We start from the raw sequence: 20,921 nt of genomic DNA, 5'->3' as shown, positions 1-20,921 counted from the left end.
GCTCACGCCCCGTCCTTCAGGCCGATGCCGCGGTAGTCGAACTCGAAGCCGTGCTCGTCGTATCCGCGCACCTTGCGGGAGATCCCGACGAGCCGGTCGGCGAACATCGGGGTCATCGCCCCGCCCTTCTCGATCACCAACGTCTGTGCCTCGCCGTACAGTTCGCGGCGTTTCGTGTCGTCGGTCTCGCGGCGCGCCCGGTCCAGGACGGCGTCGAAGGCCTTGTCGGACCAGGCGGTCTCGTTGTAGGAGGAGCCGCTGCGGAAGATCTGGGTGAAGAGCTGGTCGACGGGTCTGCCGGTGAACCAGTAGGTGGCCATGAGCGGCTTCTTCATCCAGATCTGGGTGTAGTAGGAGTCCGCGGCGGCCGTCTTGACCCTGATCCGGATGCCGGCCCGCTTGGCGGAGTCCTGGTAGGCGAGGGCCATCGGCGTGAAGATCGGGTCGTACGAGGAGGTGTAGAGGTCGACGGCCAGCCCCTCCTGCCCTGCCTGCTTGAGCAGGTAACGGGCCTTCTCCGGGTCGTGCGCCGGGTGTGCGGAGAGGTGGTTGGGGTCGCTGGGCGGTACGGGGTTGTCCCAGCCTGCGGCGCCAGCGCCCTGCAGCGCGACCTTCACCACGTGCTCGGGGTCGTAGGCGAGCTTCATGGCCTGCCGGACGCGTACGTCCGTGAAGGGCTTCTCCGTGGTGAGCATCGGCAGGACGTACCACTGGGCGTTCTTGACGCGGGCGACGGTCGCGCGGTCGGATGCGGCGACCACGCGGGCGGTGGCGAAGTCGAGGTTGGTCTGCGAGAGCAGGTCAACCTGCCCTGCCAGCAGGGCATTCGATCGCGCCGACATGTCGGCGACCGAGTAGAAGGCGATCGCGTCGAGGACGGGACGGCCCGCCCAGTGGTCCGGGTACGCGGTGACCCGGCCGGGTCCGGCGGGGGCGAACGACTCCAGCTTGAAGGGGCCGGTGCCGATGCCCGTGCGGCCGATCGAGCGGGCGCTGCCGTCCGGGACGACATAGCAGTTGTAGTGGGTGAGGAGGCTCGGGAACTCGGCGTTCGGGGTCTTCAGCGGGACGACGAGGGTGTGCTCGTCGGGGGTGCGCAGCACGGCCGGGTCGACCAGCGGAGCGAGAACGGCCGCCTGCGGAGAGGCGGTGGCCTTGTCGAGGATGTGCCGGAGTGTGTAGGCCGCGTCGGCGGAGGTGAAGGCGCGTCCGTCGTGGAAGGCGACGCCCTTGCGGAGCCGGAAGGTCCAGGTGCTCGCCTTGGCGTCCGGTTCCCAGGACTCGGCGAGGTCGGGGGCGAGGGTGCCGTCGGCGGCGACACGGACGAGGCGGTTGTAGAGGGCGCCCAGGTATTCGTACGCGGACAGGGCGCTCGCCGGATCGAGGGTCTCGGCGTCGGAGGCGGGCGGCCGGGCGATGCGCAGGGTGCCGCCGCGGTCGGGGGTGCCTTCCTGCGCGGCGGCGGGCAGCACCGGCGCGGACGCGGCGCCCGTGCAGCCGGTCAGCAGCCAGGACGCGCCGAGCGAGGCCGCCGAGGCCACACCCGCGGCGAGCACCGACCGCCGTGCCGGGTGGTGGATGTCGGACATGGACCGACCGCCCTTCCCGCTATTCGTTCAGCGGAACGATTGAGTGAAGTGCGTGAACGATAACGAGGGAGCGGTTTCCCGCCAACCCTTCGGCGGCGGAAATTAACCGGGGAAACGCAGTGGTTACGCGGGGACGGCGACGGTCCGGTCGGCTTGGCGACGGGCGGGGCCGCAGTCCTGGCCGGGCCGACGCGCGGCCCCTCGACGGGCTGGCCCACGGTCCCGGACGGGCCGACCCGCAGTCCCGGACAGGCCGACACGCGGCACCTCGACGGGCCGACCCGCAGTCCCGGACAGGCCGACACGCGGCACCTCGACGGGTCAACTCGCGGTCCGGTGACGGGCCGACCCACGGTCCGGCAACGGGCGGGCCCGTGGTCTCGACCGCCGCCCGGGCATCCCGTACCGCCAAATTCGGTGGACTGCGGGCCCGTCGGCCGCTGGGATGGTCGGCATGTGTGCCCTGAAGATGCATGCCGACGAGGTGGAGATCGATGCCTCGCTGGTCCAGCGCCTGATCGCCCGGCAGTTTCCCGAGTGGGCGGGCCTGCCCGTGGAGCGGCTGGAGTCCGCCGGGACCGAGAACGCCATGTTCCGGCTCGGCGGTGAGCTGGTCGTCCGGCTGCCGAGGCATCCCGGAGCGGTGGGCGCCATCGAGCACGAGCAGCGCTGGCTGTCCCTGCTGGGGCCACGGCTGCCGGTCGCCGTGCCCGAGCCGCTCGGACGGGGCGGGGCCGGCGAGGGGTTCCCGTGGCCGTGGTCCGTGTACGGCTGGCTGGACGGGCGGAATCCGGTCGCAGGCGCCCTCGACTCCCCCGAGACGCTGGCCAAGGAACTCGCCGAATTCGTCCGCGCCCTGCGCCGTGTCGACGCCGGGGACGGGCCGGCCCACTACCGGGCGGTCCCGCTGTCGGCGCGGGACGCGGACACGCGCGCGGCCCTCGCCCAGCTGGCGGGGGCGGTGGACACGGCGGCGGTGACGGCCCTGTGGGAGGAGGCCCTGCGGGCTCCCGAGCACACGGGACCGGCGGTCTGGGCGCACGCGGACCTGTCACCGGGCAACATGCTGGTCACCGAGGGACGGCTGAGCGCCGTGATCGACTTCGGCTGCACCGGGATCGGCGATCCGGCCGTCGACCTGATCGTGGCCTGGAACCTGCTGCCCGCCGACGTCCGCGACACCTTCCGCGAGGCCGTGGGCGCCGACGACGCCGAGTGGGCGCGCGGGCGTGGCTGGGCGCTGTCGATCTCGCTGATCCAGCTGCCGTACTACTGGGACACGAATCCGGTGCTCGCGGAGAACTCCCGGCATGTGATCAGGGAGATCCTGGCCGAGTCGGTGTAGGTCGGCGCACAGAGGGCAGAAAGCGCTTGCCAAATGCCCCAGTGCCCGATTGTCGACCACCCACGCACCAACTGCCCGGTTCTCAAGGAGGACCCCCGTCCATGGCGTCGTCCGAGCAGCCACTCGACCACCGTTACCGGGGCGAGCACCCGATACGCACCCTCGCCTATCTGTTCCGTGCAGACCGGTGGCGGCTCGGCGTCGCGCTGGTCGTCTTCACCGTCAAGCACAGCCCGATCTGGCTGCTGCCGCTGATCACCGCGGACATCGTCGACACCGTCGTCGAGCACCGCCCGCTCGGCAGGCTCTGGCTCAGCGCCGGGGTCATCATGCTGATCCTGGTGGTGAATCCGCCGCTGCATCTGCTGTACGTCCGACTGCTGTACGGCAGCGTGCGCCGTATGGGGACCGATCTGCGGTCCGCGCTGTGCACGCGGATGCAGCAGCTGTCCATCGGCTACCACTCACGGGTCAGCGCGGGCGTGCTCCAGGCGAAGGTCGTCCGTGATGTGGAGACCGTCGAGCAGATGATGCAGCAGAGTTCCGACTCGGGGCTCGGCGCGCTCACCGTGCTCATGGGCGGGCTGGTCGTCATCGGGATCCGTACGCCCGAGTTCCTGCCGGTGTTCCTGCTGGTGGTGCCGGTCGCGGCTCTGCTGATCGTCCGGCTACGGACGCGGCTGCGCGCCCAGAACGAGAGTTTCCGGCACGAGGTCGAGCAACTGTCGTCACGGGTGAGCGAGATGACCCGGCTGATCTCCGTCACGCGGGCGCACGGGCTGGAGGGCAAGGCGCTGGGCCGGATGGACCGGACCCTGCGCCAGGTGCTCACCTCCGGGCTCCGCCTCGACCTGCTCAACGGGCGGTTCGCCTCGCTGGCCTGGGTGTTCCTGAACGCGGTCGGCGTGCTGTTCCTGACGGGCGCGGCGCTCGTCTCGTACTACGGCGTCTGGGGTGTCACCCCGGGTGATGTGGTCATGTTGAGCGCGTTCCTGACCACCCTCACCAACTCCATGACGACGCTCGCGGGGCTCGCGCCTGTCATCACCAAGGGGCTGGAGTCGGTGCGCTCGGTCGGCGAGGTGCTGGAGGCGCCCGAACTGGAGGACAACGCGGGGAAGATCGCCGTGACCGGGCTGCGGGGCGAGGTGGCCTTCGAGGGCGTGGGGTACGCGTACGACGAGGGCGGGCGGCCCGCCGTACGGGACTTCGGGCTCACCGTGTCGCCCGGTGAGACGATCGCGCTGGTCGGCGCCTCGGGGGCCGGGAAGTCGACCGTGCTGAACCTCGTGATCGGGTTCATCCGGCCGACCTCGGGGCGGCTGCTGCTCGACGGGACCGACATGAACACGCTGGACCTGCGGACGTACCGGCGGTTCGTGTCGGTGGTGCCGCAGGAGTCGATCCTGTTCGACGGGACGGTCCGGGAGAACGTGGCGTACGGCATGGACGACGCCGACGACGCGGCGGTGCGGGCCGCCTTGCGGGACGCCAACGCGCTGGAGTTCGTCGACCGGCTGCCGCACGGCGTGGACACCCTGGTAGGTGAGCACGGCGCGCGGCTGTCCGGGGGCCAGCGGCAGCGGCTCGCCATCGCGCGGGCGCTGATCCGCGACCCCCGGGTGCTGATCCTCGACGAGGCGACCTCGGCGCTGGACACCCGGTCGGAGGCGCTCGTGCAGGAGGCGTTGGCGCGGCTGCTGCACGGGCGTACGACGTTCGTCGTCGCGCACCGGCTGTCGACGATCCGGGGCGCCGACCGCATCGTGGTGATGGAGGACGGCGCCGTACGGGAGATCGGCTCGCACGAGGAGCTGTTGCGGCGCGGCGGTGTCTACGCGGCGCTGCACAGCAGCGGTCAGCCGGCCTGAGCCACCGGAGTGCGGGGGTGGCTCGGGCCGACGACGACCGGCCGGGTCGCCCCTACTCCCCCGCGTACGCCTTCTTCAGGGCGGCGATGTCCAGCTTGCCCATCGCGTACATGGCCTTGGTGGTGCGGACGGCCTTCTCCTGGTCCGGGTCGCCGATCATCTCGATCAGGCCGTCCGGGATGACCTGCCAGGACACGCCGTACTTGTCCTTGAGCCAACCGCAGGGGCCGCCCTCGCCGCCCTCGGTGAGCTTGGCCCAGTAGTGGTCGACCTCTGCCTGGTCGGCGCAGTAGATCTGGAAGGAGATCGCCTCGCTGAACTTGAACATCGGGCCGCCGTTCAGGGCGACGAACTTCTGTCCGTTGGCCACGAAGTCGACGGCCATCACGCCGCCGGCGGGGGCGGGTCCGGCCTCGTTGTAGTAGCCGATCTTCCCGAGGGACGAGTTCTTGAAGATCGAGACGTAGAAGTGCGCGGCTTCCTCGGCCGTGCCGTCGAACCAGAGACACGTGGTGAATCCGTCGGTCGTCATGGAGAACCTCCTGGAGCGGGAGAGCTGTCACCCCTTTCGACCGATCCTCGTGCGGAAACTCATCGGTGGCGCGGTGAGTTTTCCGAACGGCGGCCTACTGGCCCACGCGGCCGTCGATCCGCTCGCGCAGGAGATCGGCGTGGCCGCAGTGCCGCGCGTACTCGTTGACGTGCGCCGCCAGGACATCACGGACCTGGAGGTGTCCGCCGTGTTCGGCGCCGAAGTCGGAGAAGCCGGCGTTCGTGGTGCCGAGATCGGCGACGCTCGCGATGAAGGCGTCGGTGCGTTCCGTCTCCAGCCGCCACTGCCGCCAGGCGTCCTCGACGACCGCCGGATCGGCGACCGCGCCGTTCCAGTCGCCGTCGCGGTCGTCCTCGGTGCGGTACAGCTTGGGCGCGTCCTCGCCGGCCATGACCCGGCGGAAGTGGCGTTCGTCCTCGGTGAGATGCCGGATCAGCCCGAGCAGGGACATCGTGGACGGCGGTACGGAGCGCCGGGCCATCTGTTCGGCGTCCAGGCCCGCGCACTTCATCTCCACGGTGAGGCGGAAGTGGCGCAAGCCCTCCAGCAGCACGCCGCGTTCGTCGACGATCTCGGTCTCGGTCTCGCGCGGATCGTCGTCCGGGTCGACCCACATGTCGTCATAGACGGTCGCGACCGTCCACCGAGTCGCCGTCGTTTCGGTGTCGTGCTCACGCGAGTCCATGGGGGCATCGTGGCGCGCGTCGTCCCGGTCCGCCACCGATTATCGGAGCGGCGCGGAGACTACGCCTGGTGCACGATCTGGATCAGGTTGCCGCACGTGTCGTCCAGCACCGCGGTGGTGACCGGGCCCATCTCCATCGGCTCCTGGGTGAAGCGCACACCGAGCCCGCGCAGCCGGTCGAACTCCGCGTGCACGTCGTCCACAGCGAAGGCGGTGGCCGGGATGCCGTCCTTGACCAGCGCGTCCTTGTACGGCTTCACCGCGGGGTGGCCCGAGGGCTCAAGCAGCAGTTCGGTCCCGTCGGGATCCTCGGGCGAGACCACGGTCAGCCAGCGGTCCGCGCCCACCGGGACCTCGGTCTTCTTCACGAAGCCCAGCACGTCCGTGTAGAAGCGCAGAGCCTTGTCCTGGTCGTCGACGAAGACGCTGGTCAGGTGGATCCTCATGGTGCCCTCTCTCGTTTCGGGTCATGGAGTGTGCGGTGCGCACGGGGTGCAGTGTGCGTGGGGTGTGCGGTGCTCAGGGGTGCGCGGTGCCCTCCCGCATCATCACGCAACCAGCGGTCGTACGCCGCCGGGGTCCCAGCCCTCGTGGGGCACCGAGGCCAGCAGGAGCCGGGTGTACGGGTCCTGCGGGTCGCCGAGTACACGCGCCGTCGGTCCCTGCTCGACCACCAGTCGGCGGTCGAGCGCTCGCATCAGCTCAACGCCCTGCGTGCAGGGGAACCGCCGCGGCTGACGGGCTACAGGGCGGCGCTGTCCCATACGGCGGTGAGCCCGGTGGGTGACGCCGGATCACCGTCTATCGGCTGCTCCGCCCAGATGGTCTTGCCGCTGTGGTGGTACCTGCTGCCCCAGCGCCTGGTGAGCTGGGCCACGAGAAACAGCCCTCGCCCGCCTTCGTCGCCCGCCAGGGCCCGGCGGAGGCGTGGCTGGGTGTTGCTGGAGTCACGGACCTCGCACACCAGGGTGGTGTCGTCGTGGAAGAGGCGCAGACCGACGGTGCCTCCCGCGTACCGCATCGCGTTGGTGACCAGTTCGCTGACGGTCAGTTCCGTGGTGAAGGTGAGGTCGTCGAGCCCCCACTCGGCGAGTCTGCGCGCGACGGCGTTCCGGGCTTCGGCGACCGCCGCCGGATCGTCGGGGAACTGCCAGTCGGCGATGTCCGCCGCCGGCAGCAGCCGGGGGCGGGCCAGGAGAAGGGCCATGTCGTCGCGGGGTGGCGCCTCGGCGGCGCCCGCCATGACGGCACGGCCGATCTCCTCCAGCGTCCCGTCGCCCCTGCAGAGCGACGCGAGGGTGTCGAGGAGCTCCCGGGTGCCCTGGTCGGCGTCGCGGGACCACCGTTCCACGAGGCCGTCGGTGTAGAGCGCCAGGGTGCTGCCGGGCTCCAGGGCGACGGTGGTCACCTCGAAGGGCATGCCGCCGACTCCGAGCGGCGGTCCCGGGGACACCTCGACCGGACGGGCGGTGCCGTCGGGCCCGATGACCGCGGGCGGCGGATGTCCGGCGCTGGCGAGGGCGCAACTGCCGGTGAGCGGGTCGTAGACCGCGTACAGACAGGTGGCGCCGATGGTGTCCTTGTCCTGGGGGTCGGCCTCGTCGGCGAGCTGCTGGACGAGGTCGTCCAGATGGATGAGGAGTTCCCCCGGCTCCAGTTCGAGGTCGGCCAGCGTACGGATCGCGGTCCGCAGGCGTCCCATGGTCGCCGCGGCGTGCAGTCCGTGGCCGAAGACGTCGCCGACGACGAAGGCCACCCGCAGCGAGGGCAGCGGGATCGCGTCGAACCAGTCGCCGCTGATGTCCGCCCCACCGCCGGCCGGCACATAGCAGCCGGCCGACTCGGCCGCCGCGGTGCTGGTGGTGGCCCTCGGGAGCAGGCGCTGCTGCAGCGCGACCGCCGCCCGGTGTTCGTGGGTGTAGCGCCGGGCGTTGTCCACGCTGAGCGCGGCCCGCGAGGAGATGTCGAACACGAGGTCCGCGTCGTCCTGCTCGAACGGCTCCGGCTGCTCGGTACGCCAGACGGTCGCGAAGCCCAGCAGCAGGCCGCGCGCGTACAGCGGGGACACCACGGCGGAGTGTCCCCGTTCGGGCATCACCGCCCGGATCAGCTCCGGATCGCCGAGGAGGTCGAGCATCTCCTGCCGGGTCGTGTTGTAGACGGTGTCCCCCTGGATGGCGGCGCGCCGCACCTGTGGCACATCGGGAAACCGCGGGATCAGACCGCCGACGGGAACGAGTTCGGCGGGCCAGGGCCCGGTGGCCGAGGCGACCGCGACCCGGCGAAGCCGCAGCCAGTCGCCGGGCAGGATCACCTTCGGCGGCTCCTCGCCCTCCAGCACCGCCTCGGCGATCTCCACTGTCGCCATGTCCCCCAGGGCCGGTACCAGCACGTCGGCGATGTCCTGGGCGGTGCGGGACACGTCCAGGGAGGCGCCGATACGCGCCGACGCCTCGTGGCCCACCTCGGTGCGTCGCCGCGCCCGCCGCTGCCGCGTGCTGTCGGTGAAGAACGCCGCGATCCCCGTCGGACGGTCGTGACCGTCCGCCAGCCGGAAGGCGGACACGGACACGTACCGCTCCCGCCCTGACCCGTCCGGCGCGGACATCCGCTGTTCCCGTGCGAGAAGCGGCATCCCCGTGTCGAGCACCTGCCGCAGCTGGTCCCCGACCTCCTTCGCGTCCGCCGGGGAGATGACGTCTTCGAGCCGATGCCCCGGCCGCAGAAGCGGCCAGCCGTGCACCTCGTCGATGATGTTCGTGCGTACGACCCTCAGCTCGGTGTCGCAGAGGACGACCCCGAGAAGGGACTGCGCCAACAGGGCGGTCAGCAGCGACGACCCCTGCTCCTGCTCGCCCTCGTCACGCCTCGGCGCCACCAGCAGGACGCGCTGGGAGGAACCGTCCAGGCGCACCTCGTCGACGGTGGCCTCGACCGTCCGGCCGGAGGCGTGCCGGAACGCGACCTGCCCCGCCGGTACGACCGGGGATGCGGTCGGGGATACGGCTGGGGAGTCGCCCCGCGTGTCCCCGCCGCTCCCCCGCTCCGCCTCGGCGAACAGCCGCGCCAGCGGCCGCCCGCAGACCTGCTCGGCCGGCCACCCCAGCAATTCCGCCGCCGCCTGTGACCACCCCTGGACGATCCCCGCGCTGTCGAGCAGGACGACCGCGACCTCGTCGGCCGGTATGTCCACGCCGCCATGCTCGCTCAGGCCTGCCATGCGCACCTCACCTGCGGCGCTGTCCTACGCCGCGCTCCCCCTCATTATGGTGCGCCGCCCGGCACCACGCCCGGCGCCCGCAGCCGGAACCGACCGGGTTCGGCAGGGCGGCCGGGACAACGTGACGCAGGGGCACTTGGACGCCGTACGGGAGTCTCGCGACGACCTCCGGCGGCAGCAGGGAACCCCGGGGACCGCGGGGGTGCGGGGTGGCGTCCGCGAACGGACGGTGTCAGGCAAATGACGGCACCCCGCACCCGGTCCGGGTCGGTACCGCGAAGGGTCCGGGCACCACTCTCGACCAACGATCCCCCTTTTCGCAAGCTCTATGCTATTGCGAACTATATGCAATAAGGCCCTCCAGAGGCCCCCCAGCCCGCTGCCCGGCTACGGCAAGGACGGCAACTCCAGCAGCGCACACTCCCGCTCAGGCGGGTCATCTCCCCTTGCGCCCCACCGCTCCTCGGCCGTCTGCCAGTCGATCTCCTCGCCCGCGCCGGGAGGCGGCGGCAGGAGCTGTCGCAGCCCCTCGATCCCCGTGAGGTCTTCCATGGTGGTCCCCCGCCCTTCGATCAGGTCTTTCGAAAGTCCAGGGAGCACCACTGACAACGCCTGGGTCCCGGTGTTCCTCACGCCGGCCGGAGCGTGCCGAGGAACCGTACGTGCGGGCGGTCTCCGGGCTCGTCGCGGGTGACGGCGGCCTTCACGCCGTACACGTCGGCGATGAGTTCCCCGGTCAGGACGTCGCCCGGGCCGCCCGTCGCCACCACCCGGCCCTCCTTGAGGACGACGAGTGCGTCGCAGTACATCGCCGCCAGGTTCAGGTCGTGCAGGGCGACGGCGGTCGTGACCGGCAGCTCGGTGACCAGGGTCAGCAGGTCCAACTGGTGCTGGATGTCGAGGTGGTTGGTGGGTTCGTCGAGGAGGAGTTCGCGGGGTTCCTGGGCGAGGGCGCGGGCTATCTGGACGCGTTGGCGTTCGCCGCCGGAGAGGGTGTGCCAGAGGCGAGCCGTCCGGTCGATGAGGCCGGTGCGTTCCAGCGCGGTGTGTACGGCCTTGTCGTCGGCCGGGGTGGCGGGGGTCCAGGCGCGGCGGTGCGGGACGCGGCCGAGGCGTACGACGTCGAGGACCGTCAACTCGGTCTGGGTGTCCGCCTGTTGTTCCACGACCGCGAGGCGACGGGCGACGGTACGGCGGCCCAGTTCGCGCAACGGCCGGCCGTCGAGGGTGACGACGCCGGAGGAAGGGGCGAGGACACCTGCCAGCAGGCGCAACAGGGTCGACTTCCCGGAGCCGTTGGGGCCGAGCAGGCCGGTGACCGAGCCGGGGGCCGGGGTGAGGCTCACGCCGTCGAGGATGAGTTGTCCGGCGGCGGTGCGGGAGACGCGGTCGGCGCTGAGGGTCACAGCGGCGCCCTCCGGGTGCGGTACAGGACGAGGACGAAGGCGGGGACGCCGATCAGGGAGGTGACCACCCCCACCGGCACCTCCTGGGGGTCGAGGGTGGTGCGGGCCAGGGTGTCCACCCAGACGAGGAACACCGCCCCGGCGACCGCGGTGACCGGCAGCAGCCGTACATGCCCGGCGCCGGTCAGGGCGCGGGCGGCGTGCGGCAGAACGAGCCCGACGAAGCCGATCGCGCCCGCCGAGCTGACCAGGGCGGCCGTGAGCAGAGCGGTGACGCACAGCAGCACCAGCCGGGTCCGGGCCACGGAGACGCCGAGCGTGGCCGCCGCGTCCTGCCCGAAGGCGAAGGCGTCCAGCGTCCTCGCGTACCCGAGGCAGACGACGAGCGCGACCACCAGGACCGCGAGGCACAGCCACACGTCGTTCCAGCCCGCACCGCTGAGCGAGCCGAGCAGCCGGAACAGCACGCCCTTCGTGGTCTCGGCGTCGGCGGCCGTCAGGACGACGAAGGAGGTCAGCGCGGAGAAGAGCTGCATGACCGCCACCCCGGCGAGGACGACCCGGTCCGTCGTGGCGCCGAGGGTGTGGCTGAGCAGCAGCACCAGGGCGAAGGAAGCGACGGCCCCGACGAAGGCGCCGCCCGACACGGACAGCGCACCGCCGCCCACGCCGAGGACGACGACCACGACGGCGCCGGTGGAGGCCCCGGAGGAGACACCGAGGACGAAGGGGTCGGCGAGGGGGTTACGCAGCAGGGACTGCATGACCGCCCCGCACACCGCGAGTCCGGCCCCGCAGATCGCGGCGAGCAGGGTGCAGGGCAGCCGCAGGTTCCAGACGATGCCGTCCCGGATCGGGCTCAACTCCGAGGGGCGTCCGCCTAGATGGGCAGCCACCGCCGACCAGACGTCACCGACGCCGATGTCCGCGGGGCCGATGGTGATCGCCACGGCATCATGCTGTCGCATGACCTCCCCTGGGGCCGTCTCCGCACCCGGGACCGCCGTGAGGCCGAGGTCACATTTCCGCCGAGGTCAAGGTCACAGCCTGGCGCTCTGCTGCGGCCGGACCTCTCTGCCCTAGCATCCGGGCATGACAGTCCTGCCCAACGACGGGCTCTCGCTGGCCGCCGAGTTCCCTTCCACGACCCACGAGCAGTGGCAGCGCCTGGTGGAGGGCGTACTGCGCAAGGCGGGCAAGGAGGTCTCGGGCGCGGCAGCCGAGGCCGCGCTGTCCACCACGCTGGAGGACGGGATCACCACCCCGCCCCTCTACACGGCGCGTGACGAGTCCCCTGAGCCCGGCTTCCCCGGCTTCGCCCCCTTCGTACGCGGCGGGCGGCCCGAGGGGAACACCGTCGGCGGCTGGGACGTACGGCAGCGGCACGCGACCCTCGTCGGCGACGCGGTCCTCGCGGACCTGGAGAACGGCGTCACCTCGCTCTGGCTGACCGTCGGCCCGGACGCGATCCCGGTGGCCTCCCTCGCCCGGGCCCTCGACGGCGTCTATCTCGACCTGGCCCCCGTCGTCCTCGACGCCGGACAGGAAGTCGAGCCCGCGGCACGGGAGTTGCTGCGGCTGTACGAGGAGCGGGGCGTCGCCAAGGAGGCGGCGCGCGGCAATCTCGGCGCCGACCCACTGGGCCACGAGGCCCGTACGGGTGAGGAGTTGGCCTTCGCGCCGGTCGTCGAGCTGGCGCGGCTGTGCGCCGAGCAGTACCCGGGGCTGCGCGCGCTGACCGTGGACGCGCTGCCGTACCACGAGGCCGGCGGCTCGGCCGCGCAGGAACTGGGCGCGTCCCTGGCGACCGGGGTCGCCTACCTCCGCGAGCTGACCGAGGCCGGGCTGACCGTCGAACAGGCCTGCGCACAGCTGGAGTTCCGGTACGCGGCCACCGCCGACCAGTTCCTGACGATCGCCAAACTGCGCGCGGCCCGGCGACTGTGGGCACGGGTCGCCGAAGTGTCCGGGGCGCCTAGCGCGGGCGCCCAGGTGCAGCACGCCGTGACCTCGCCGGTGATGATGTCGCGCCGCGACCCATGGGTGAACATGCTGCGTACGACGGTCGCCACGCTGGCCGCCGGGGTCGGCGGCGCCGACTCCGTCACGGTCCTCCCCTTCGACCACGCGCTGGGCCTGCCGGACGCGTTCGCGCGCCGGATCGCCCGCAACACCTCGACGATCCTGGTCGAGGAGTCGCATCTGGCGCGGGTGATCGACCCGGCGGGCGGCTCCTGGTACGTGGAGCGGCTCACCGACGAACTCGCCCACGCGGGCTGGGAGTTCTTCCAGTGGACCGAGGGCCTGGGCGGCCAGGCCACCGCCCTTCGCTCCGGCCGGACCGGTGAGGCACTGGCCACCACCTGGGCGGCCCGCTGCGCCAAGCTGGCAAAGCGGCGCGAACCGATCACCGGCGTCAGCGAGTTCCCGAACCTCGCCGAGCGCCTCCCGGACCGCGAGCCCGCGCCCGAGCCACCGTCCGGCGGACTCCCCCGCGTCCGACGCGACGAGGCGTACGAGACACTGCGCGCCCGCTCCGACGCCCACCTCGCGGCCACCGGAACCCGGCCGCGCGTCTACCTCGCGACCATCGGTCCGGCCGCCGCGCACACCGCACGCACGACCTTCGTGTCGAACCTCTTCCAGGCCGGCGGCATCGAGCCCGTCACGGAGAGCACCTTCGAGGAGAGCGGCGCCACCGAGGTCTGCCTCTGCTCCAGCGACACCCTGTACGAGGAGCAGGCGGCGACCGTGGCGGCGGAACTGAAGGCCGCCGGCGCCTCGCACGTGTTCCTCGCCGGCCGTCCCGGGCAGTACTCGGACGTCGACGCGTACGTCTTCGCGGGCTGCGACGCCGTAGCCGTGCTCTCCGCCACCCTCGACCGCATGGGAGCGTCCTGATGGGAATCCCCGACTTCTCCGGAATCGAACTGGGGACCCCGACCACCAGTACCGCCACCGCCGACTGGCGTACGGCCGTCAAGCGGGCCACCGGCGCGGACGAGACCTTCTGGGAGACCCCGGAGGGCATCGCGGTCAAGCCGCTCTACACGGGCCGTGACCTGGAGGGCCTGGACTTCCTGGAGACGTACCCGGGCGCGGCGCCCTATCTGCGCGGCCCGTACCCGACGATGTACGTCAACCAGCCCTGGACGATCCGCCAGTACGCGGGCTTCTCCACCGCCGAGGAGTCCAACGCCTTCTACCGCCGCAACCTCGCGGCCGGCCAGAAAGGCCTGTCGGTCGCCTTCGACCTGCCCACGCACCGGGGTTACGACAGCGACCACCCGCGCGTGACCGGTGATGTCGGCATGGCGGGCGTGGCGATCGACTCGATCTACGACATGCGGCAGCTCTTCGACGGCATCCCGCTGGACAAGATGACCGTGTCGATGACGATGAACGGCGCCGTGCTGCCCGTACTGGCGCTGTACATCGTGGCGGCGGAGGAACAGGGCGTACCGCCCGAGAAGTTGGCCGGGACCATCCAGAACGACATCCTCAAGGAGTTCATGGTCCGCAACACCTACATCTATCCGCCGAAGCCGTCGATGCGGATCATCTCCGACATCTTCGCCTACACCTCGCAGCGGATGCCCCGCTACAACTCCATCTCCATCTCCGGCTACCACATCCAAGAGGCGGGCGCGACGGCCGACTTGGAGCTGGCGTACACCCTCGCGGACGGGGTGGAGTACATCCGGGCGGGACGCGAGGCGGGGATGGACGTGGACGCGTTCGCGCCCCGGCTGTCCTTCTTCTGGGCGATCGGCATGAACTTCTTCATGGAGATCGCGAAGATGCGGGCGGCCCGGCTGCTCTGGGCCAAGCTGGTCAAGCAGTTCGACCCGCAGAACGCCAAGTCGCTGTCCCTGCGCACCCATTCGCAGACCTCGGGCTGGTCACTGACCGCGCAGGACGTGTTCAACAACGTGACGCGTACGGCCGTGGAGGCGATGGCCGCGACCCAGGGCCACACCCAGTCGCTGCACACCAACGCCCTCGACGAGGCATTGGCCCTGCCCACCGACTTCTCGGCGCGCATCGCCCGCAACACGCAGCTGCTGATCCAGCAGGAGTCGGGCACGACCCGGGTCATCGACCCGTGGGGCGGCAGCGCGTACGTCGAGAAGCTGACGTACGACCTCGCGCGCCGCGCCTGGCAGCACATCGAGGAGGTCGAGGCGGCGGGCGGTATGGCGCAGGCCATCGACGCGGGCATCCCGAAGCTCCGGGTCGAGGAGGCGGCGGCGCGCACCCAGGCCCGGATCGACTCGGGGCGCCAGCCGGTGATCGGCGTCAACAAGTACCGCGTGGAGACCGACGAGCAGATCGACGTCCTCAAGGTCGACAACTCCTCCGTACGCACCCAGCAGATCGAGAAGCTGCGGCGGCTGCGCGCGGAGCGCGACGAGCGGGCCTGCCAGGACGCGCTGGACGCCCTCACGCGGGCAGCCGGGGGCGAGGGCAACCTGCTGGAGCTGGCGGTGAACGCCGCCCGCGCGAAGGCGACGGTCGGGGAGATCTCCGACGCGCTGGAGAAGGTGTACGGGCGGCACGCGGGCCAGATCCGTACGATCGCCGGGGTGTACCGCAACGAAGCAGGCGAGTCCCCCTCCGTGGACCGCACCCGCACCCTGGTCGACGCCTTCGAGGAGGCCGAGGGGCGCCGGCCGCGCATCCTGGTCGCCAAGATGGGCCAGGACGGCCACGATCGGGGCCAGAAGGTGATCGCCACCGCCTTCGCCGACCTCGGCTTCGACGTCGACGTCGGCCCGCTGTTCCAGACCCCCGGCGAGGTCGCCCGGCAGGCGGTGGAGGCGGACGTCCACATCGTCGGGGTGTCCTCGCTGGCCGCCGGGCACCTCACCCTCGTACCGGCGCTGCGCGAGGAGCTGGCGGTGGAGGGCCGGGAGGACATCATGATCGTCGTCGGCGGGGTGATCCCGCCGCAGGACGTGCCGACCCTGCTGGAGATGGGCGCGGCGGCCGTGTTCCCGCCCGGGACGGTGATCCCGGACGCGGCGTACGACCTCGTCCAGCGGCTCTCGGCCGACCTCGGGCACGACCTGTGATCGATCTCGACGCGTACGTCAAGGGCGTGCTCGACGGGAAGCGGGCGATCGTGGCGCGTGCCATCACGCTCGTCGAGTCGACGCGCCCCCAACACCGGGCGCAGGCCCAGGAGTTGCTGACCGCGCTGCTCCCGCACAGCGGCCGGGCACGGCGGATCGGGGTCAGCGGGGTGCCGGGGGTCGGGAAGTCGACGTTCATCGACGCGTTCGGCACGATGCTGACCGGGCTCGGGCGCCGGGTGGCGGTGCTCGCGGTGGACCCGTCGTCCAGCCGTACGGGCGGCTCGATCCTGGGCGACAAGACCCGCATGGAACGCCTGGCGGTGGACCCTGCGGCGTTCATCCGCCCCTCCCCCACGGCGGGCACGCTGGGCGGAGTCGCCAAGGCGACCCGCGAGTCGATCGTCGTCATGGAGGCGGCGGGCTACGACGTCGTCCTGGTGGAGACGGTAGGCGTCGGCCAGTCAGAGACCGCCGTCGCGAACATGGTCGACTCCTTCCTGCTGCTGACGCTGGCCCGCACGGGCGACCAGTTGCAGGGCATCAAGAAGGGCGTCCTGGAACTGGCGGACGTCCTCGCCGTCAACAAGGCCGACGGCCCGCACGAACGCGACGCCCAGTCCGCCGCACGGGAGTTGGCGAGCGCCCTGCGACTGATGCACGGCAGGGACGCGGCCTGGACACCGCCCGTCCTGACGTGCAGCGCCCGTGAGTCGACCGGCCTGGACACCGTCTGGGACCGCCTCGAACAGCACCGCACCCTCCTCGACTCGACCGGCCGCCTCGCCGCCAAACGCCGTGACCAGCAGGTCGACTGGACCTGGACGATGGTCCGCGAGGAACTGCTGGGCCGCCTGCACGCCGACGAGAGCGTACGAGCCGTCACGCCCGACCTCGAACGGCAGGTCAGGGAGGGCGAGTTGACGGCAACGCTCGCGGCTGAGCGCATCCTGAAGGCGTTCGGCGCGGGGGACCGCTGAGGGCGAGCGGCAACTTCGGGCCGTCCCAGATGAACAGCTGTGGGCCAACCCAGAGCGCGAGCTCCGAGGACCCTCAGCCAGAGGAACCATGGCCCGGAACGCGTCCCGGAGCCGACCTCAACCCACCTCGGAGCAAAGGCCGTTGGGAGCGGGCCTGGCTCAGAGAGGCGTGGCCGCGTGCAGGATGAGGACCATCGTGACCGTCGCGTTCGCGGACGACATCGCCGACACGGCCGTACCCGCCGCCGCAGCCCACATCGCCAGGCCCACCGCGGTGAACACCGAGGGGCGGCCTCGCGTCGCGGGTGCGGGGCCGAGGAGGGCCGCCACCCGGCGTGGTACCGGACCGGGCGCGGCGAAGCCGGCCAGCGTGGGCATGGGCGTGCCCCGGGACACGAGGGCCGCCCTGCCGATGGCGCGGGCCACGGTCCGGCGGCTGCCGACGTGCTGTGCCGCGTCCTCGTCCGCCCACCGCTCCGCCGTGTACGCCACGGCCGAACTCAGCGGCCACAGGAACGGGTTGGCGCGCGCGGCCAGTTGTACGGCGAGCAGGTGGCGGTGGTGCCGGGCCGCGAGGTGGGCGCGCTCATGGGCGAACAGGGCGCGCCGCTCGGCCGGTTCGAGGCAGTCGAGCAGGGCGGTGCTCACCACGATCCGGCCCCGACGGCCGCCAGGCAGCGCGTACGCGTACGGCTCGCCGTCGGGCAGCACCGCCACCTCCCTGCCCGGCAGTCCGGCCAGCGCCCGATGGGCACGGCGGCGGACCCGGCCGTGCCGCCACAGGGTCCGGCCACAGACCGCCAGCACGGTGAGCAGCGCCGGGATGGCGAGCCGGCCGGCCACCTCGTCGTACGGCACGGCCTCGCGCACCTCGGGGTCCGACCAGCCGTCGGGCAGCGGGTTGCCGGGGAGTTGGGCCGTGCCGACGACCATCAGCAGGCCCAGGCACACCGTGCTGCAGGCCGCCATGACGCCCGCGACCGAGGCCAGCAGCCGGGTCGCGGTGCGCGGATGCAGATGCTGTTCGGCCAGGCGGGCGATCGGCCAGGCCGTCAACGGCAGGACCAGCGGCAGAAAGACGAACACCCCCATGAGGTTCAGTCTTCCCCTTCGGCTTTCGGTTCCGCTGCCGCTTCCGGCCTCGGCTGCCCCAGCAGTTCGCGCAGCAGCCGCTCGTCGTCCGGGCCGAGCCCGGTGACGAAGCTGGCCAGCACCGCCTCCCGGTCGCTCTCGGCGTCCAGCACCCTGCGCATCCGGTGCGCGGCGAGACCCGCCTCGTCGGACATGGACGTCCAGGAGAAGGACCGGCCCGCGCGTTCCCGGGTGACCGCGCCCTTGGCCAGCAGCCGGGTGAGGATCGTGATGACGGTCGTATAGGCCAGGTCGCCGCCGAGCCGCTCCTGCACCCAGCCGGCCGTCGCCGGTCCCTCCGCCTGGCGCAGCGCCGACAGGACCAGCGCCTCCAGCTCGCCCTGACCCCGCCGCCGGGGACGCTGCCGGTGATCCGTCACGCCCTGACTCCCCGCCCCCGCCGCCGTCCGTTTCCCGAGCGGACATCGTATAGACGCCGGGAGCCCGGGGCGGCGCCACGCGGGCGGGGCAGTCACCTCTGACTCAGCTTTGACTCACCTCTGACTCAACAGGAGTACCCCCAGGCGCGGGCGAGGTCGCGCAGCGCCTCCGGGACCTCCTCCGCGTCCGGCAGCGGGCGGGCCTTCTGGATCTTCCCGGACTTGATGTTCTCGCTCCAGTCGCCGATGAACGGCACGAAGGGCCCGTGGTCGCCCTTCCGGTAGTCGAGCATGTTCGGCGTCCAGGGCACACCGAGATACGTACACAGCTCCCGGGTGACCGCCTCGGGCCGCTCCGTCAGGTCCTCGTAGCGGACCGTGAGGCCGTCCAGCCCGTTGCGGGCCGCCTCGACCGCCTTCACGTACATGCGCACCTCGCGGACGGTCGCGTCGAGGTCGCGGTCGGGACGGTTGTTGATCAGGGAACTCACCATCGACGCGGGGTGGCGCAGCAGGAAGATGTACCGGGCCTGCGGCCAGCCCTCCGCGAGCCGTTCCCAGAATCCGGCGTTGCCCGGTGTCTTGTCGACGATGATCTGCTTGCCGCTGCGCACGAGTTCCCGGTGCATGACCCGGTCCCACAGCAGATGCTCCAACTCGCGCTGGTCGAGGTCGAGTTGGGCCATGGCCTTGCTGGTGTACGGCTTGGTGAGGTCGACCGACAGGGTCCGCAGGTGCATCTCGTGGGGCGCCCGGATCTGGGGGTGGCTGTTGAGCAGGACCCGCAGGAGCGTGGAGCCGGAGCGCACGGAGGAGATCACGAACACCGGGTCCGGGACTAGCCGGTGGGCCGACTGCGGCACAGGGGGCTCCGCGAGTTGCCGTACCCGCCGCCTCAACCCGCGGGCCACTCGGCGTACTTCCGGACCGACCAGGACCATGACTGTGCCTCCTAGATCCCCCGGTGGACAGAACCCTCAGAACCCCAACCCCCCCTTGGGTGAACCCCACTCCCCTTGGGTGCTTGACCATTCTGTGACCATCGCCTGGGCCTGCCATGGGAAAGGAATGAGAAATTCCTGAGAGCCGGCCCCTCCCCGGCCGTCGCATGGTCGATGATGGGCGGATCATGACCATGCCCCGCACCCCGACGACGACGCACTCCGCGCCACTGCCCGTGTTCCGGGCAGCGGTGTTCGCCGTCGTCGGTACGGTGCTCGGGGTCAGCGCGCATCATCTCGTCGCCGAGGGTCCGGCTCCGTGGCGGTCGAGCGTGACAGCGGCGGCGCTGCTGTTCGCCGTGGGGCTGGCCGGTACGCGCCGCCCGCGTTCACTCGCCGCGGTGGTGGTGACGAGCGCGGCGGCGCAGTCCGGACTGCATGTGTGGCTGTCGGCCACGCACGCACGCGACGCGGCAGTCACGGCCACCGACATGCCCACGCACGCGCATCATGCGATGCCCGCTCACGGGGCCTGGCCGGAGTGGCTGCACGACTCGGGAGCGATGACGGTCCTGCATGCCGTGGCCGCGGTGCTCGTCGCCGTGCTGCTGCACCGGGCGGACGCGGCCTGCTGGTCGCTGGCGCGTGGTCTGACCGGGGTGGTCGACGCGGTACGGACGCGGATCGCGACCGTACGGGCGCTGCTCGCGGGTCGGCCGGTGCCGGCCGGGCGCGGATCGCGGGTGCGTCGCCCGCGACTGACGGAGGCGCCGCTGTTCAGGGCGGCGCTGCTCTCGGACGTGGTGGTACGGCGGGGTCCCCCGGCGGCGCGGCTCGCTCTCGCCAACTGACCCTGACCCTGCCGGAACGGCCCGTCGCGAGTCGGTCGTTCCGTGCCACCGCACGCCCGGAAAGACCCGGAGAACACCATGTTCACTGCCACCACCCAGCACTTCACCGCACGGCGCCTGGCCCTCACGGCCGCCGCTGCCACCACCCTCGTCCTCCTCGCCGCCGGACCGGCCACCGCCCACATGGAGGTCGAGTCCGACAAGGCGCAGGCTCTCGCCGAGAACGTCGAGCTCTCCTTCCACGCGGAGGCGGAGTCCGACACCGCCGGGATCGCCGAGGTCCGCGTGATCCTGCCCGAGGGCATCGCGCCCGGCGACGTGACGTACGGCGAGGGCCCCAAGGGCTGGAAGTTCGCCACCGCCGACGACGGCTACACGGTCAAGGGCCCGGCCCTCAAGACCGGCGTGAGCGCCGAGTACTCCGTCGTCGTGCGCCAGCTTCCCGACGCGAAGCAGCTCGCCTTCAAGTCGCTGCAGACGTACAGCGACGGCAGCATCGATCGCTGGATCGAGCTGGACGAGGGCGGGGAGCAGCCGGCGCCGGTCCTGAAGCTGAAGGCGGCGGCGCCGGGCGCGAAGCCGATCAGCAGCCCGACCCCGAGCGAGACACCGTCTCCGTCCGCGACGCCGACGCCGACACCCACGACGGAGGCGTCGGCCTCCCCGGCCACGGAGGCGACGAGCAGCGAGGACGACGGCGGGATGTCCACGGGCGCCTGGATAGGCATCGGGGCGGCTGTGGTCGTCGTGGCGGGCGCGGCTGCCTATCTCGTACGCCGACGGGGAGCCACCCAGCAGTAGCCGCTGCTTTTCCTCGCCCCCGCCGCCCCTACCCATTCCCATCCCCTGGGGGGGGGGGGGGGGGGCGCGCCCCCCCCACGCCGCAACCGAAAC

18 protein-coding genes and 1 pseudogene are annotated in these 20,921 nt (G+C 71.7%); 7 read left to right on the top strand and 12 right to left on the bottom strand.

Annotation, left to right across the window (positions count from 1 at the left end):
* Positions 1-2 precede the first annotated feature (2 nt).
* Entirely contained in the window at positions 3-1,589 is a 1,587-nt protein-coding gene (locus tag ACWDR4_RS34885; protein WP_450414376.1) for an ABC transporter substrate-binding protein, read from the bottom strand.
* A 454-nt stretch (positions 1,590-2,043) separates the two neighbouring features.
* Here ACWDR4_RS34885 and ACWDR4_RS34880 point away from each other — a divergent pair, with 454 nt between their 5' ends.
* Both ACWDR4_RS34880 and ACWDR4_RS34875 read left to right on the top strand, forming a co-directional pair.
* Positions 2,044-2,934, top strand: coding sequence for an aminoglycoside phosphotransferase family protein (locus ACWDR4_RS34880; protein WP_450414374.1), 891 nt, complete (start codon positions 2,044-2,046; stop codon positions 2,932-2,934).
* A gap of 101 nt (positions 2,935-3,035) precedes the next feature.
* On the top strand, positions 3,036-4,805 hold the full coding sequence (locus ACWDR4_RS34875) for an ABC transporter ATP-binding protein (RefSeq protein ID WP_450414372.1): 1,770 nt from the start codon (positions 3,036-3,038) through the stop codon (positions 4,803-4,805).
* Between the two features lie 52 nt (positions 4,806-4,857).
* Here ACWDR4_RS34875 and ACWDR4_RS34870 read toward each other — a convergent pair whose 3' ends face one another.
* From ACWDR4_RS34870 to ACWDR4_RS34835, 8 genes and pseudogenes are all read right to left on the bottom strand, one after another.
* Entirely contained in the window at positions 4,858-5,337 is a 480-nt protein-coding gene (locus ACWDR4_RS34870) for a VOC family protein (RefSeq protein WP_450414371.1), read from the bottom strand.
* 94 nt (positions 5,338-5,431) lie between these two features.
* Positions 5,432-6,043, bottom strand: coding sequence for a DinB family protein (locus ACWDR4_RS34865; protein WP_450414370.1), 612 nt, complete (start codon positions 6,041-6,043; stop codon positions 5,432-5,434).
* Positions 6,044-6,102: 59 nt separating this feature from the next.
* Positions 6,103-6,489, bottom strand: coding sequence for a VOC family protein (locus ACWDR4_RS34860; protein ID WP_450414369.1), 387 nt, complete (start codon positions 6,487-6,489; stop codon positions 6,103-6,105).
* Between the two features lie 102 nt (positions 6,490-6,591).
* Positions 6,592-6,726: pseudogene (locus ACWDR4_RS34855) on the bottom strand (ABC transporter ATP-binding protein); the annotation flags it as partial.
* A gap of 59 nt (positions 6,727-6,785) precedes the next feature.
* Positions 6,786-9,263 (bottom strand): SpoIIE family protein phosphatase, encoded by a 2,478-nt coding sequence (locus tag ACWDR4_RS34850; protein ID WP_450414367.1) that lies wholly within the window; start codon positions 9,261-9,263, stop codon positions 6,786-6,788.
* A gap of 387 nt (positions 9,264-9,650) precedes the next feature.
* Positions 9,651-9,815, bottom strand: coding sequence for a hypothetical protein (locus ACWDR4_RS34845; protein WP_450414365.1), 165 nt, complete (start codon positions 9,813-9,815; stop codon positions 9,651-9,653).
* Positions 9,816-9,892: 77 nt separating this feature from the next.
* Positions 9,893-10,669 carry an ABC transporter ATP-binding protein gene (locus ACWDR4_RS34840; protein WP_450414364.1) on the bottom strand — a complete coding sequence of 259 codons (777 nt, stop codon included), beginning with the start codon at positions 10,667-10,669 and terminating at the stop codon, positions 9,893-9,895.
* On the bottom strand, positions 10,666-11,637 hold the full coding sequence (locus ACWDR4_RS34835; RefSeq protein WP_450414362.1) for a FecCD family ABC transporter permease: 972 nt from the start codon (positions 11,635-11,637) through the stop codon (positions 10,666-10,668). The genes ACWDR4_RS34840 and ACWDR4_RS34835 overlap by 4 nt, the downstream gene beginning before the upstream one ends.
* Before the next feature lie 124 nt (positions 11,638-11,761).
* Here ACWDR4_RS34835 and ACWDR4_RS34830 point away from each other — a divergent pair, with 124 nt between their 5' ends.
* From ACWDR4_RS34830 to meaB, 3 genes are read left to right on the top strand one after another with little or no spacing between them, the layout of a single operon-like run.
* On the top strand, positions 11,762-13,570 hold the full coding sequence (locus tag ACWDR4_RS34830; RefSeq protein WP_450414360.1) for a methylmalonyl-CoA mutase family protein: 1,809 nt from the start codon (positions 11,762-11,764) through the stop codon (positions 13,568-13,570).
* On the top strand, positions 13,570-15,744 hold the full coding sequence (gene scpA / locus ACWDR4_RS34825; RefSeq protein WP_450414359.1) for a methylmalonyl-CoA mutase: 2,175 nt from the start codon (positions 13,570-13,572) through the stop codon (positions 15,742-15,744). The genes ACWDR4_RS34830 and scpA overlap by 1 nt, the downstream gene beginning before the upstream one ends.
* A complete protein-coding gene (gene meaB / locus ACWDR4_RS34820; RefSeq protein ID WP_450414357.1) occupies positions 15,741-16,724 on the top strand; it encodes a methylmalonyl Co-A mutase-associated GTPase MeaB in 984 nt (327 codons plus the stop codon). Before scpA ends, meaB begins: the two co-directional genes overlap by 4 nt.
* 159 nt (positions 16,725-16,883) lie before the next feature.
* Here meaB and ACWDR4_RS34815 read toward each other — a convergent pair whose 3' ends face one another.
* The 3 genes from ACWDR4_RS34815 to ACWDR4_RS34805 all read right to left on the bottom strand — a co-directional run bounded on the left by ACWDR4_RS34815 (position 16,884) and on the right by ACWDR4_RS34805 (position 19,176).
* A complete protein-coding gene (locus ACWDR4_RS34815; RefSeq protein WP_450414355.1) occupies positions 16,884-17,816 on the bottom strand; it encodes a M56 family metallopeptidase in 933 nt (310 codons plus the stop codon).
* Positions 17,817-17,821: 5 nt separating this feature from the next.
* Positions 17,822-18,235, bottom strand: a complete 414-nt coding sequence (locus tag ACWDR4_RS34810) for a BlaI/MecI/CopY family transcriptional regulator (protein ID WP_450414353.1) — start codon at positions 18,233-18,235, stop codon at positions 17,822-17,824.
* Between the two features lie 125 nt (positions 18,236-18,360).
* Positions 18,361-19,176 (bottom strand): sulfotransferase family protein, encoded by an 816-nt coding sequence (locus tag ACWDR4_RS34805; protein WP_450414351.1) that lies wholly within the window; start codon positions 19,174-19,176, stop codon positions 18,361-18,363.
* A gap of 188 nt (positions 19,177-19,364) precedes the next feature.
* Between ACWDR4_RS34805 and ACWDR4_RS34800 the strand changes: the two genes are divergently transcribed.
* Together ACWDR4_RS34800 and ACWDR4_RS34795 are read left to right on the top strand one after the other, a co-directional pair.
* Positions 19,365-20,027, top strand: coding sequence for a hypothetical protein (locus ACWDR4_RS34800; protein ID WP_450414350.1), 663 nt, complete (start codon positions 19,365-19,367; stop codon positions 20,025-20,027).
* A gap of 78 nt (positions 20,028-20,105) precedes the next feature.
* Complete coding sequence (locus ACWDR4_RS34795) at positions 20,106-20,828, top strand: DUF1775 domain-containing protein (RefSeq protein ID WP_450414349.1); 723 nt, start codon at positions 20,106-20,108, stop codon at positions 20,826-20,828.
* The last annotated feature ends 93 nt before the right edge of the window (positions 20,829-20,921 follow it).

This window comes from Streptomyces sp. NPDC000878, assembly GCF_053599695.1.
This window is presented reverse-complemented; position numbering and strand designations above follow the sequence as displayed.

Coding starts and splice junctions, on each gene's coding strand:
- ACWDR4_RS34885 (WP_450414376.1), bottom strand. CDS start 1,589: ATGTCCGACATCCACCACCCGGCACGGCGGTCGGTGCTCGCCGCGGGT.
- ACWDR4_RS34880 (WP_450414374.1), top strand. CDS start 2,044: ATGTGTGCCCTGAAGATGCATGCCGACGAGGTGGAGATCGATGCCTCG.
- ACWDR4_RS34875 (WP_450414372.1), top strand. CDS start 3,036: ATGGCGTCGTCCGAGCAGCCACTCGACCACCGTTACCGGGGCGAGCAC.
- ACWDR4_RS34870 (WP_450414371.1), bottom strand. CDS start 5,337: ATGACGACCGACGGATTCACCACGTGTCTCTGGTTCGACGGCACGGCC.
- ACWDR4_RS34865 (WP_450414370.1), bottom strand. CDS start 6,043: ATGGACTCGCGTGAGCACGACACCGAAACGACGGCGACTCGGTGGACG.
- ACWDR4_RS34860 (WP_450414369.1), bottom strand. CDS start 6,489: ATGAGGATCCACCTGACCAGCGTCTTCGTCGACGACCAGGACAAGGCT.
- ACWDR4_RS34850 (WP_450414367.1), bottom strand. CDS start 9,263: ATGGCAGGCCTGAGCGAGCATGGCGGCGTGGACATACCGGCCGACGAG.
- ACWDR4_RS34845 (WP_450414365.1), bottom strand. CDS start 9,815: ATGGAAGACCTCACGGGGATCGAGGGGCTGCGACAGCTCCTGCCGCCG.
- ACWDR4_RS34835 (WP_450414362.1), bottom strand. CDS start 11,637: ATGCGACAGCATGATGCCGTGGCGATCACCATCGGCCCCGCGGACATC.
- ACWDR4_RS34830 (WP_450414360.1), top strand. CDS start 11,762: ATGACAGTCCTGCCCAACGACGGGCTCTCGCTGGCCGCCGAGTTCCCT.
- scpA (WP_450414359.1), top strand. CDS start 13,570: ATGGGAATCCCCGACTTCTCCGGAATCGAACTGGGGACCCCGACCACC.
- ACWDR4_RS34815 (WP_450414355.1), bottom strand. CDS start 17,816: ATGGGGGTGTTCGTCTTTCTGCCGCTGGTCCTGCCGTTGACGGCCTGG.
- ACWDR4_RS34805 (WP_450414351.1), bottom strand. CDS start 19,176: ATGGTCCTGGTCGGTCCGGAAGTACGCCGAGTGGCCCGCGGGTTGAGG.
- ACWDR4_RS34800 (WP_450414350.1), top strand. CDS start 19,365: ATGACCATGCCCCGCACCCCGACGACGACGCACTCCGCGCCACTGCCC.
- ACWDR4_RS34795 (WP_450414349.1), top strand. CDS start 20,106: ATGTTCACTGCCACCACCCAGCACTTCACCGCACGGCGCCTGGCCCTC.